The sequence below is a fragment of the Roseibium sediminicola genome (genome assembly GCF_023156505.1).
In the GTDB taxonomy this organism is placed as follows: Bacteria; Pseudomonadota; Alphaproteobacteria; order Rhizobiales; family Stappiaceae; genus Roseibium; species Roseibium sediminicola.
This window is the reverse complement of record NZ_JALNMJ010000009.1, coordinates 40633-53974: the sequence shown is the minus strand read 5'-3', so window position 1 is coordinate 53974 and position 13342 is coordinate 40633. Positions and strand designations below refer to the sequence as shown.

The window sequence follows — 13342 nt, the reverse complement described above, 5'->3', positions numbered from 1 at the left end:
CACGCGCGAGCGAAGCGGATCGTCAATAATATCTGTCTGCAAAGTGGCCGGACCATAGTACAAGCCCCGGCCAAGCGCTATCGTTGCCGGCCATGCAAAACCATATGCCGCAGGCCTATAGCGCGCATTGTGAATGGAGACCAGACCTGCCATGCCGGAATTGCCGGAAGTGGAAACCGTCAAACGCGGCCTGGCGCCGACATTCGAAGGCGCGCTGATCACAAAGGTCGACCAGAACCGCGCCGACCTGCGCTTCCCGTTCCCGGACGGCTTTTCAAATCGCCTTGCCGGACGGCGCCTGACCGCGCTGTCGCGCCGGTCGAAATACCTGCTCGGCGATATCGACAGCGGCGAGGTCCTGATCATGCATCTGGGCATGTCGGGATCGTTTCGGATTGAAAACGATCTTGCGGCGGACACGCCGGGCCGGTTCGCCCATGCCCGCGGCAAGGATCCGAAACACGACCACGTTGTCTTTCATCTGGAAACGGCCGACGGCGGCAGCGCGCGTGTTCTATATAACGATCCGCGCCGGTTCGGTTTCATGGATCTCGTTGCCCGTCCCGCCCTTGCCGAGCATCCCTATTTCCGCGATCTCGGCCTGGAGCCGCTCGGCAACGATCTGAGCGGTGACACCCTGGCGCGGCTGTTTGCCGGCCGCAAAACCAACCTCAAGGCGGCCCTGCTCAATCAGAAACTGATTGCCGGCCTCGGCAATATCTATGTCTGCGAAGCCCTTTGGCGAACGGGCCTGAGCCCGGAACGGGCCGCCGGCACCCTGGTAAGCAAATCCGGGCGCCCGACCAGAAAAGCGGTGGTGCTGGCGGACAATATCCGGGAAACCCTGGAAGAGGCCATTCGCGCCGGCGGTTCTTCCCTGCGCGACCACACGCAAGCGGACGGCACCCTCGGTTATTTCCAGCATTCGTTTGCCGTCTATGACCGCGAGGGAGAGGCCTGCCGCACGCCAGGCTGCATCGGCAAGGTCGCCCGCCTGGTCCAGTCGAACCGGTCGACATTCTATTGCCCCGCCTGTCAGACCTGACCCATTGGCCAAGCTTGCAGTGCCGCCGCGGGTCGGCTAGGCATGGCGCATAGAATTCAATTGTTAGGCTCTGCGGCGACCCGGCCCCGCGCACCACTCGTGGGACCCGTCTTGCGGCAGAAACCACTCTTGGGAGCGGGCAAATGGGATATGAGAACATCCGGGTCGAAAAACGCGGTAAGGTCGGACTGATCACGCTGGACCGGCCGAAGGCGCTGAACGCGCTGAATTCGGCGCTGATCGCCGAACTCGGCACGGCCCTGGACGGCTTCGACGCCGATGAACGGATCGGCTGCGTCGTCATCACCGGCTCGGAGAAGGCCTTCGCGGCCGGTGCCGATATCAAGGAGATGCAGCCGCATAATTTTGCCAGCGCCTACCAGACCGATCTGATCACGCCGTTTGACCGGGTCTCGCGCAACCGCAAACCGATTATTGCGGCGGTCGCGGGCTACGCGCTCGGCGGCGGCTGCGAGCTCGCCATGCTGTGCGACTTCATCATCGCGGCGGACACGGCCAAGTTCGGCCAGCCGGAAATCACGCTCGGGGTTATTCCCGGCGCCGGCGGCACCCAGCGGCTGACCCGGTTTGTCGGCAAGTCGAAAGCCATGGAAATGGTGCTGACCGGACGGATGATGGATGCCGAGGAAGCCGAACGCAGCGGTCTGGTCAGCCGGATCGTCCCGGCGGACGACCTTCTGGAAGAAGCGCTGAAGGCGGCCGACAAGATCGCCGATTTCTCGCTGCCGGTGGTGATGATGGCCAAGGAGAGTGTCGACCGGGCCTATGAAACGACCCTCTCCGAAGGGGTCCGCTTCGAGCGGCGCGTCTTCCAGGCTCTGTTCGCTCTGGAGGACCAGAATGAGGGCATGACCGCCTTCACCGAAAAGCGTTCTCCGGATTTCCGTAACAAATAGACGACAAAGCCGTTGACGGCAGGCGCACACGCGATTATAAGCAGCGCCCAATCGGTGGCGGTTTTCCGCCGCCGTTGTTTTTTGATCGGGTCTTGCTGCTTTTGCGCTTTGGTCCCGATCGCCACCGGACACTAGTCCCAATTACCGATCAGGATTGAGCCCATGGCCAACACACCATCGGCCAAGAAGGCGGCCCGCAAGATTGCCCGCCGGACGGCCACGAACAAAGCTCGCCGCAGCCGCGTGCGCACCTATCTGCGCCAGGTTGAAGAGGCAATCGCCTCCGGCGACCAGGCTGTTGCCAGCGAAGCCTTCAAGGCCGCACAGCCGGAAATCATGCGCGCCGCGTCCAAGGGCGTGATGCACGCCAACACGGCCTCGCGGAAGGTTTCCCGTCTCAATGCCCGTATCAAGGCACTTGGCGCTTAAAACCTCCGTCACATCACCGTTAAAAAGACCCGGCCTTCGTGCCGGGTTTTTTTTAGCCATGCAATTTTGTGGATGACCGAAATCAGCAACCAGAACGGGCAATATTGCAATTTCTACCGAGTATTATGCTGTCATAAAAAGCTGATATTTTCCAATGATTTGCGCACATGTAGGCTTGAGCCAGGCCAATCGATACGGATTCGGAACGAGTCAAGCTGTCGGTTCTGATTTTTTTTTTAAAATCTGGCTTTTTGAATTATGACACAGGCCCGCAAGGCAAAAAGTCATTGCTTCAAAAAGCATTAGTTCGCTCGTCAGAAGGACGGCAATAATCCCCGAAACAGGGGTCGAAACCGGCTGTTTCCGCGATCCGGGAAAACACGTGGTTGCTCCACCGGTCGCGGTCTGTATATTAACAATACGGCTGGCGGCGAAGACCAGCGAACAACCTAAAAACGGTGCTTGGATCAAAAATGAATAAGTCTAATCGATACACCACTGAGCACTCGGCCTCTAACCCGCTGAATGAATACAATAATGTATTCAACCCTAGCGGCGCTTAGCGGCGATCTAGACTAAATCCTTCTTCTCTAAAACTTCATATGTACTTTGCATCAATAGCTTTTCGCTATTGAAGGGGGCGGTTTTGCAATTTCACAACGGATATGCTGGCAATGTGACTGCGCAGGAGGCTTTCAACGAGCTTTCCGGACAGGAAAAAGCTGTCCTGGTCGATGTGCGCACGCAGGCGGAATGGGCCTTTGTCGGTCTCCCCGATCTGCGGCCGATCGGCAAGGAACCCGTCCTGGCGGAATGGCAAAGCTTTCCTTCGACCGGCGCCAATCCGGACTTCGCAAAATCCGTTTCGGACCTCTTGGTCAAAAAAGGACTTGACCAAAGCGCGCCAATCTATTTCTTGTGCCGCTCCGGAGCACGGAGCCAGGCGGCGGCGATCGCCATGACACAGATTGGCTACACGCAGTGCTTCAATATTTCTGACGGTTTCGAAGGCCCCCTCGATGAGGCGGGGCACCGTGGACACCAGTCCGGCTGGAAGGCCGCCGGGCTGCCCTGGATTCAGAGTTAGAAACCCTGCCTCGAGCAGGGACCGGCGACGGGTATACACCCCTTCGCCAATCCAATAACCGTCCCAAAAGGGACATCATAATGCTGCAAAAGCAGCAAGGCGTCGAAGAACAAGCTGTGGCGGACTGTTCTTCACATGTACAGGAGGCAGATGATATGCAGGTTCAGGAGGCAGGCGGCTCCGAACATTGGAAACGGGTGAAAAAGCAGCTTCGCGCGGAATTGGGCGACGATGTTTTTACCAGCTGGTTTGCGCGAGTAGACCTCGAGGAACACCAGGACGGCACTGTACGTCTGTCCGTTCCCACCCGGTTTTTGAAGCAGTGGATCCAGAACAATTACAACGACCAGCTGATGGGCCTGTGGCAGCGTGAATGCGACAACGTTCACCGGATTGAGCTGACGGTTCGCGGCGCTATCCGGCCGCGCCAGACGCCGGTCGCCAAACCCAGCCTGACCGGCCCGCAGGGCGCTCAGCCGATTGCTGCCGACAGCCGTGCGGACTCCCTGTCCGACGCTGCCCAGGTGACCCGGGCCCAGGCCGCGACCGCAGCCGTTGCGCTTGGCCGCGGCGATACCGGATCCGACAGCGCCCGTGATGTGCTTCAGGGCGCGGCTCTGGACCCGAAATACACGTTCGAGACCTTTGTCGAAGGCGAGTCCAACAACCTGGCTCTGGCCGCGGCCCGTCAGGTCGCCGCAGGCGGCGCTGTCACCTTCAACCCGCTTTACCTGCATGCGTCCGTCGGTCTCGGCAAGACCCATCTGATGCAGGCCGTGGCCGCCAAAGCGCGTGCCGGCGGCCGCAAGGTGCTCTACCTCACGGCCGAGCACTTCATGTACAAGTTCGTGGCGGCCCTGAAGTCCCAGTCGGCGCTGGCGTTCAAGGAGAACCTGCGCACGATCGACCTGCTGCTCATCGACGACATGCAGTTCCTGCACGGCAAACAGGTGCAGCAGGAATTCTGCCACACGCTGAACGCGCTGATCGACGGCGCGCGCCAGGTGATCGTGGCGGCCGACCGCGCCCCCTCCGAACTCGACACGCTCGACGACCGGGTGCGCTCGCGCCTGTCCGGCGGTCTCGTGGTCGGCATCCAGGAACCGGATTTCTCCCTGCGCCGCAACATCCTTGTGTCGCGCGTCGAGGCGGCCCGCAGATCCTATCCTCAATTCGACGTGCCGGACGGTGTTCTGGACTATGTTGCCCGTCACGTGGCTTCTTCGGGCCGCGACCTGGAAGGTGCTCTCAACAGGTTGATCGCGCATAACCAGCTGACCAACCAGCCGATCACCCAGGAAATGGCGGAAATGACCCTGCGCGATCTGGTGCGCTCCAGCGAACCGCGCCGGGTCAAGATCGAGGACATTCAGCGGGTGGTCTCGAAGCATTATAATGTCACCAAGGCGGATCTCCTGTCGGCCCGCCGCACCCGGACGATCGTGCGCCCGCGCCAGATCGCCATGTATCTGGCCAAGGTGATGACACCGCGCTCACTGCCGGAAATCGGCCGCCGCTTCGGCAACCGGGATCACACAACGGTGCTGCACGCGGTACGTAAGATCGAGGAAATGGCGCGCGCGGATTACTCTCTCGCGCAGGAGCTTGAGCTGCTGAAACGCATGCTCGACGCCTAAGGGTTAAATTCCACGATATTCGACCAAAATTGGGGGCGTTCCGGCGGAACGCCCCCTTGCTTTTGCGCCGAGTTAAGGGCAGTGTCGTCCCCCCGCTCCACTCCGGAGCTTTAAAAAAATCCAGTTTGCCGGGCCTTCCGTCCGGCCTTTCATGAGTACGGAACGAGTGAATGAAAGCGACCCTCGAGCGGACCGACCTCCTCAAGTCCTTGACCCATGTTCACCGGGTGGTCGAACGCCGGAACACCATTCCCATCCTGTCCAACGTTCTGCTTCGGGCCGATGGCGGCGCGATCAACCTGAAGGCCACCGACCTCGACCTTGAAATCGTCGAGAGCGTGCCGGCGATGATCGAAATGCCGGGCGCGACCACGGTGCCGGCGCACATGTTCTACGACATCGTGCGCAAGCTGCCGGAGGGTTCCCAGGTGGTTCTGGAAACCACCGGTGACAATGCCACGCTGGAAATCCGCGCCGGCCGGTCGAGATTCACCTTGCAGATGCTGCCGGAGACCGACTTCCCGGACCTGACCGCAGGCGATTTCAGCCACGGTTTCTCCCTGACGGCGGCCGACATCCGCAAGCTGATCGATACCACCCAGTTCGCGATCTCCACCGAGGAGACCCGCTATTATCTGAACGGGATCTACCTGCACACGGTCGACACGGCCAATGGCCAGCAGTTCCGTGCAGTGGCGACCGACGGCCACCGGCTGGCCCAGGCCGAAGTGCCCGCGCCGTCCGGCTCGGCGGGCATGCCGGGCATCATCGTGCCGCGCAAGACCGTCGGCGAGATCCAGAAACTGCTGGAAGACCCGGAAGCCAATGTCCAGGTCGAACTGTCCGACACCAAGATCCGTCTGACCACGGCCTCCGTGATCCTGACCTCGAAGCTGATCGACGGCACGTTCCCGGATTACGGACGGGTGATCCCGCAGGGCAACGACAAGGAAATGCGCGTTGACCGGGACGAGTTCAAGGAAGCCGTCGACCGTGTGTCGACGATCTCCTCCGAACGCGGCCGCGCGGTCAAGCTGTCGCTCACCGAAGGCCGCATGGTGCTGACCGTGAACAACCCGGATTCAGGCAGCGCGACGGAAGAACTGGCCGTCGAATATGAAGCGGAAGATCTGGAAATCGGCTTCAACTCCCGCTACCTGCTCGACATCGCCAACCAGCTGTCGAGCGACACCGCCCTGTTCCGGCTGGCCGACAGCGGCTCGCCGACCCTCATCCAGGACAACACGGTCGACGACTGCCTGTTCGTGCTGATGCCGATGCGGGTCTGAGCCCGGGCGACACCTTGAGCTAAAGCGGAAGCAGGGTCATGACAGATTTCCGGACGGCGCAGCTGACCCGTCTGTCCCTGACCGGCTTCCGCAATTACACCTCCCTGTCGATTGACCTTGCGGCCAAGCTGGTTGCCTTTGTCGGCGCGAACGGTGCCGGCAAGACCAATATCCTGGAAGCGATTTCCTTCCTGACCGCCGGTCGCGGCCTGCGCCGGGCAACCCTTTCCGACATAGCCAGAAAAGACGGCGACGGCAGCTGGAGCGTTGCCGCAACCGTTCAGCTCGATGGTTTTGAGACCAGGATCGGCACCGGCCTCGCCGCCGGGACATCGGGCCGCAAGGTGCGTATCGACGGCGAGGACATGCGCGGCTCGGAAAGCCTGCTCGACTATGTGCGCGTGCTCTGGCTGGTGCCGGCCATGGACGGATTGTTCACCGGCCCCGCCTCGGACCGGCGCCGTTTCCTCGACCGGTTGACCCTGGCCATCGACCCGGCCCATGGCCGCCGGGTCAGCGATTTCGAGACCGCGCTGCGCCAGCGCAACCGCCTGCTCGACCAGGGCGGCTCGGACAGTTATCTGACAGCCCTGGAGCAGCAGGTCGCGGAACTGGGCACCGCGGTCTCCATCGCGCGCGGCGAAACGGTCGGCCTGCTCGCGCGCATGATCGCGGACCAGGTTTCGGAGGATCTGCCGTTCCCCCATGCCGGTGTTGCCCTGGAAGGCGCCTTCGAGGCGGAGACCCTCGGCCTCAGTGCCTCCGACCGGGAAGATCACTACCGCAGAATGCTGCGCGACGGCCGTCCGCGCGACCGGGCCGCCGGCCGCACCTTGAGCGGACCGCATCTGAGCGACCTGAAAGTGTTGCACGCGGCCAAGGCGATGCCGGCCGGCCAGTCCTCGACCGGCGAGCAGAAGGCGCTGCTGATCGGACTGGTGCTCGCCCATGCCGAACTGACGGCGAAGGTCTCTGGAATGACACCCATCCTGCTGCTCGACGAGATCGCTGCGCATCTCGACCCGCGCCGCCGTTCGGCTCTGTTTTCGAAGCTGAATTCCTTAGGTGGGCAAGTTTTCATGACCGGCACCGACGAGGCGCTTTTCGAGGCCCTGCCGGCAGAGGCGGAAGTGTTTGAAATCCAGGATCACAAGAGCCACATCCTGAAGGGGCCTGACGCCCCTTAAAACCGCCGGAATCTTGTGGTTTTCCACCATTATCCCTTCGCTGGCTTGTCAGCGGCCCCGGCGCGGTTGAACCCCCGCCGGAACCCCGTATAACGGGGGTAGAAAAGACAAAACGATTGGTGATTGATTCGCATGAGCGACACGTCCACGTCCGAGCCGATTCCGACCCAGGAAAACGAAGGGGGCGCCGAATATGGCGCCGACAGCATCAAGGTCCTGAAAGGCCTCGACGCCGTCCGCAAGCGCCCCGGCATGTATATCGGCGACACCGATGACGGCTCCGGCCTGCACCACATGGTCTATGAAGTGGTCGACAACGCGATCGACGAGGCCTTGGCCGGCCATGCCGACCATGTCACCGTGACGCTGAACCCGGACGGGTCCGTAACCGTCTCCGACAATGGCCGCGGCATCCCGACGGACCTGCACTCGGAAGAAGGCGTTTCCGCCGCCGAAGTGATCATGACCCAGCTGCACGCCGGCGGGAAGTTCGACCAGAACTCCTACAAGGTCTCCGGCGGCCTGCACGGCGTCGGCGTCTCGGTGGTGAACGCGCTGTCGACCAAACTGGAGCTGCGCATCTGGCGCAACAACCAGGAACACCGCATGACCTTTGCCCATGGCGATGCCCAGGGGCCGCTCGAGGTCGTCGGTCCGGCCAACGGCCGGAAGGGCACGGAAGTCACCTTCCTGCCCTCGCCCGAGACCTTCAGCAAGACCGAGTTCGATTTTTCGACCCTGGAACACCGGCTGCGCGAACTTGCCTTCCTCAATTCCGGCGTCCGCATCATCCTGACCGACAAGCGCGGTGTGGAAGCAGTGGTCGAGGAGCTCTTCTACGAGGGCGGCCTGGAGGCCTTTGTCCGTTATCTGGACCGCGCCAAACATCCGCTTATCGAAAATCCGGTCACCATGAGCGCGGAAAAGGACGGCATCACCGTCGAGGCGTCCATGTGGTGGAACGACAGCTATCACGAGCATGTGCTGTGTTTCACCAACAACATCCCGCAGCGCGACGGCGGCACGCACCTGGCCGGTTTCCGGGCGGCGCTGACCCGTCAGGTCACCGGCTATGCCGAGGCCACCGGCCTGATGAAAAAGGAAAAGGTGTCGCTTTCCGGCGATGACTGTCGCGAAGGACTGACCTGCGTCCTGTCCGTCAAGGTTCCGGATCCGAAATTCTCCTCGCAGACCAAGGACAAGCTGGTTTCCTCCGAGGTGCGCCCGGTTGTCGAAAACCTGATCTCCCAGACCCTTAGCGAGTGGCTGGAGGAGAACCCGGCCCCGGCCAAGGCGATCGTCTCCAAGGTGGTGGAGGCGGCTTCCGCCCGTGAGGCCGCCCGCAAGGCCCGCGAGCTGACCCGGCGCAAGGGCGCGCTGGACATCGCCTCGCTGCCGGGCAAGCTGGCGGATTGCCAGGAACGCGACGCCTCCAAGGCCGAACTCTTCCTGGTGGAGGGTGATTCCGCAGGCGGCTCGGCCAAACAGGGCCGGCACAGGGAAAACCAGGCCGTTCTGCCGCTGCGCGGCAAAATCCTCAATGTGGAACGGGCCCGCTTCGACAAGATGCTGTCCTCCAACGAAATCGGCACCTTGATCACCGCGCTCGGCACCGGGATCGGCAAGGAAGAGTTCAACATCGAGAAGCTGCGCTACCACAAGATCATCATCATGACCGATGCTGACGTGGACGGCGCCCATATCCGGACCCTGCTTTTGACCTTCTTCTTCCGGCAGATGCCGGATCTGATCGAAAACGGCTACATCTATATCGCTCAGCCGCCGCTCTATAAAGTCAAGCGCGGCCAGTCCGAGCAGTATCTGAAGGACCAGCTGGCGCTGGAAAACTATCTGATCGCGCAAGGTCTCGGTGATACCACGCTTGAGTTGGCAAACGGCGAAGTTCGCTCCGGCCAGGACCTGCTCACTGTCGTGGAGACCGCCCGAACCATCTCCGATATTTTTGACGGGCTGCATTCGCGCTACAATCGCGACGTGGTCGAGCAAGCCGCGATTGCCGGCGCGCTCAACACCGAGATTCTGGAAGACCGGGCGAAGGCTGAAGAAGCCGCAGCTTATATCGCCCGGCGCATGGACATCCTGGCGGACGAATTCGAGCGCGGCTGGACCGGCGAGGCCCGTGACGACGGCAGCCTGGTGTTCAAGCGCACCGTGCGCGGCGTTGAAGAAGCGGCCACCATCGATCCGGCGCTGCTCGGCTCCACCGATGCCCGCCGGTTGGCCGCTCACGCGGCCCATCTGAGCGAAGTCTATGGCAAAGCGGCCCTGCTGCGCAGGAAGGACGTGCCGACCGAAATCCGCGGTCCCCGCGCGCTTTTGGCCAATGTCTATGCTCTTGGGCAAAAAGGCATTTCCCTGCAGCGCTACAAGGGCCTCGGCGAGATGAACCCCGAACAGCTCTGGGAAACCACGCTGGACCCGAATGTCCGCTCGCTCCTGCAAGTGAAGGTGAAGGAGGCGGACGACGCCGACGACATTTTCACCAAGCTGATGGGCGACGAGGTCGACCCGCGCCGCGAGTTCATTCAGGACAACGCACTGGCGGTCGCCAACCTGGACATCTAGGGCGCTTACAACAGTTTGGCCGTTCCGGGCCTTGCGCGAACGAGCGTCCTTAGAGGGCTCCCGGCTCCCGGATCAACCTGCCTGAAAAACCAGGCCGGGCTCTGGGGTGTGACCGTCTTGACCGGCCATTTCGATGGGATGGCGGGCCCGCGCCTCGGCGTGTTTCGGTTTGCAAGATGGCAGAGGCGTTTTCCGGCCGAGTGTTTCAAAGTGACCGGCAAACGCTGTAATCAGGCGTCGGCAAACGCAGTGATCTTCCGCCTCAGGTCGTCCCAGTCCGTGAATTCCTTCGTGTTTTGAAGGTCTTCTGTCAGGTGCGACGCCAGATCGCCATCGCGCAAAGCCGATTGCTGAAACCAGTCATAGATGCCCGGTTTCACCGCACCGGCGACCAGGACGGTTTGCGCCGGCTTCCACTGCGCGGCATCAAGAAACGTGCCGACGTATTTCCTGGCCTCCGCCTCGGTATCGGGAAATGCCGCCGCAAGACTGACGGACACCAGCATAGCGGGCAACCTGCCAAGCTGGTCACGGTGCGCGAAAACGAACAGCTGCAGGTCGGACTGATGCGCTCCCGAATGCACGGATCCCGCCACAATCACCTTGTCATAGTCGCTGAGCGAGAGCCCGCCGGAAGGATCGCTTACGTTGTGAAGTCGAACGTGATGGCCGCCAGAGGATAAAATACCGCCGATGAATTTGGCGATCTTTTGCGTTTGTCCTTCAGTGGTTGCATAGGCAATCAGAACGTTCATACGGAACCCCACCTGCTTTCACACGATGAAATCACGCTAGCACAGGGGCGTCCTACCGTCCGTCCGCAATTCCACGTGTTTTCCTTGCTGGAATGCGGCGTAAGCCTGGACTGGCTGGCCATCTGGGGCACAAGACCTTTTGGCCGCAGGGCCCTTCAACCGGCCTGAACCTCATCACCGGAGACCATGTAAGGGCTCCCGCGAGCCAGATTTCCGAAGCCATCCGACCTCAGGAACCGCCCGCCCCTTTCTTGAAGAGCCGTCGGGCCGCCCACATGAGCCTGAAACGTCAAATATCAAAGACAAAAGAGCGGCTCATCGGCCGCTCTTTTTTGCATTGGGACAGATTTCAGCCGCCTGGCCAGGGTTCGGGCTTGCCGAAATAAAAACCCTGCGCCGCCTCGATGTCCAATTCGCGCAGCAGCATGGCCTCTTCCGCCGTTTCGACATGTTTGGCGATGACCTTGATGCCGAGCTCATGGGCGGCCCGGACCAGGCCGTTGAGGATCGCCGCCTTGGCCGGCTCCTCCACGACCTGCTGGGTCAGGCTCGATTCCAGCTTGAGCCATTCCACCCTGAGGCTGGTCAGCCGCGACAGCACCGGCCAGTGGCCGGCAAAGTCGTCGATGGCCGTCTGGCAGCCAAGTTCGGTAACGAATTTGAAGAAGGATTCCACGGTGGCCGGCTCGCGCAGGAAGTCCTTTTCCGCGATTTCCAGGCAAAGTTTCGCCGCCAGCAGCGGATTGACCGACAAGCGGTGATAAAGACCGTCGCGGAAGTTCGGATCCCGCGCCGATTCCGCCGACACATTCATGGTCAGGATGGAGCGCTCCGGATTGCGCTCGGCGGCATCCAGCACCTTGTCGAGCGTCCAGGCGTCCACCTGGGCAATGAAACCGGACCGTTCTGCTGCAGAGATCCAGGCACGCGAAGACAGGCCTCTGGCGCGATCGCCTTGAAGGCGCAACAGGATTTCAGAACCGCAGATCCGCGTTTTCTTCAAACACATGATGGGCATGGAATAGAGGGTCAGCTCATTGGCCCTGAAACTGCCGGGTTCCGGCAGGTCCACAATATCAAAACCAGAGGACTGGCATTCGGCCGCCTCGACGGCATGAAGCTGCACCGAGCGGCCGCCGAAGCGCTTGCCGCTCAGGCAAGCCCGGTCGGCAAGGCCCAGAAGAACCGCGGCGTCTGCATCGCGTAGCGACAGGCCGCTGTCGACAAAGGCAACCCCGATGGATCCGCCGATGGTGAAGACCTTGTCGCCGACTTCCAGCCGGATGCGGTCGAACCCGTCCAGGATCTCTTCGGCAACATCGAGCGCGGCTTCTTCATTGGCCGCCGGAACCATGCCGGCAAATTCGTCGCCACCGATGCGGGCCGCCGTGCCGAATTCACCGAGAATGAGACGCAGGCAGGCGGCGACGCGCAGCAGCATGTCGTCGCCGGCGTCGTGGCCGCCCAGGTCATTGACCTTCTTGAACTCGTCAAGGTCGATATAATAGACGGCGAGGCCCGTGTCCTTGTCGGACGCCAGCCGGACCAGCTCCCGCTTCAGCGCCCTGGTAAAGGCCCGCCGGTTTTCCAGTCCCGTCAGCGGGTCGAGATAGGCGAGCCGCCGGTTCTCGGCGATTTCCTTCGGACAATCGACATTGCGGCGAATGATCGCCAGCGACGCAATCTGCGCTCCCGCATTGGTGTCCGGCTGAGGCATGGGCACGATGCGGATTTCGCACATCCGGCGGTCGGCCGCACAGTCACTTCCCTCGAAGGCACGGCGCTCCGGAATGTAGAGACTTTGCGCGATCGCCGGATCCAGGTCCTCAAGCGCCTCTATGAGCAGGTCGATATCGTAATCGCTGTTGATGGTGTCCAGCAGCTTGCGCGCCTTTTGGTGGGGGCTTTCAAGCCCCTCGAACACCACCAGATCGTCGGGAAAATGCTCCAGAAAGCCGGCAGCCGTTTCAGGCTTGGCCGGCTTTTTTTCAGCCGGCACGGGCGCTGGGATCTTGGCAAGCGCGTCCTGGGCTGTGTCTTCCATGTCGAACTGCACCAGGACGGCCTGGCGCTCGCAGGTCAGGGAGACAAATGATGTGCAGATCATGTGATGACAGAACGCATTGCCGGAACGCATCAGGATGGTTCCGCTCGCCTGGGCAGGCACGCCGCTGAAGGCTGCCGACAGGACCGCCTCACAGCGTTTCCAGCTGCCCTCGGTCAGAAGATCCTGCAAGCTGCCGGGAACGGGAAACACGCCCTTGGCGGCGCAATTGGTTTTCATATGCTTGTTATGAACGAGAATGCTGCCGTCCTGAGCGACATAGGCAGCGGCATGGGGAAGCACTTCCAGCAAGGAGGTGTGAAATCCCGTGAGCGTATTCTTATCTGCACGACCGGAGTGTTCCAG

General features: G+C 61.5%; 10 protein-coding genes. 8 read left to right on the top strand and 2 right to left on the bottom strand.

Annotated features, from left to right (window positions below):
* Positions 1–151: 151 nt before the first annotated feature.
* The 8 genes from mutM to gyrB all read left to right on the top strand — a co-directional run bounded on the left by mutM (position 152) and on the right by gyrB (position 10177).
* On the top strand, positions 152–1045 hold the full coding sequence (gene mutM, locus M0H32_RS14100; protein WP_248155037.1) for a bifunctional DNA-formamidopyrimidine glycosylase/DNA-(apurinic or apyrimidinic site) lyase: 894 nt from the start codon (positions 152–154) through the stop codon (positions 1043–1045).
* A gap of 143 nt (positions 1046–1188) precedes the next feature.
* Positions 1189–1962, top strand: a complete 774-nt coding sequence (locus M0H32_RS14095; protein WP_248155035.1) for an enoyl-CoA hydratase — start codon at positions 1189–1191, stop codon at positions 1960–1962.
* A gap of 162 nt (positions 1963–2124) precedes the next feature.
* Complete coding sequence (rpsT, locus tag M0H32_RS14090) at positions 2125–2391, top strand: 30S ribosomal protein S20 (RefSeq protein ID WP_248155033.1); 267 nt, start codon at positions 2125–2127, stop codon at positions 2389–2391.
* A 676-nt stretch (positions 2392–3067) separates the two neighbouring features.
* Positions 3068–3478, top strand: a complete 411-nt coding sequence (locus M0H32_RS14085) for a rhodanese-like domain-containing protein (RefSeq protein ID WP_248155031.1) — start codon at positions 3068–3070, stop codon at positions 3476–3478.
* A gap of 155 nt (positions 3479–3633) precedes the next feature.
* Positions 3634–5115, top strand: coding sequence for a chromosomal replication initiator protein DnaA (gene dnaA, locus M0H32_RS14080; RefSeq protein WP_248155029.1), 1482 nt, complete (start codon positions 3634–3636; stop codon positions 5113–5115).
* Between the two features lie 170 nt (positions 5116–5285).
* Positions 5286–6404: a DNA polymerase III subunit beta gene (gene dnaN / locus M0H32_RS14075; RefSeq protein WP_248155027.1), complete on the top strand. Its 1119-nt coding sequence runs from the start codon at positions 5286–5288 to the stop codon at positions 6402–6404.
* A gap of 38 nt (positions 6405–6442) precedes the next feature.
* Positions 6443–7591: a DNA replication/repair protein RecF gene (gene recF / locus M0H32_RS14070; RefSeq protein WP_248155025.1), complete on the top strand. Its 1149-nt coding sequence runs from the start codon at positions 6443–6445 to the stop codon at positions 7589–7591.
* A 132-nt stretch (positions 7592–7723) separates the two neighbouring features.
* Entirely contained in the window at positions 7724–10177 is a 2454-nt protein-coding gene (gene gyrB, locus M0H32_RS14065; RefSeq protein WP_248155023.1) for a DNA topoisomerase (ATP-hydrolyzing) subunit B, read from the top strand.
* Between the two features lie 230 nt (positions 10178–10407).
* On the opposite strand, the gene M0H32_RS14060 is transcribed toward gyrB, so the two are convergent.
* A complete protein-coding gene (locus M0H32_RS14060; RefSeq protein ID WP_248155021.1) occupies positions 10408–10932 on the bottom strand; it encodes a flavodoxin domain-containing protein in 525 nt (174 codons plus the stop codon).
* A 349-nt stretch (positions 10933–11281) separates the two neighbouring features.
* Positions 11282–13279 carry an EAL domain-containing protein gene (locus M0H32_RS14055; RefSeq protein WP_248155368.1) on the bottom strand — a complete coding sequence of 666 codons (1998 nt, stop codon included), beginning with the start codon at positions 13277–13279 and terminating at the stop codon, positions 11282–11284.
* Between the last annotated feature and the right edge of the window lie 63 nt (positions 13280–13342).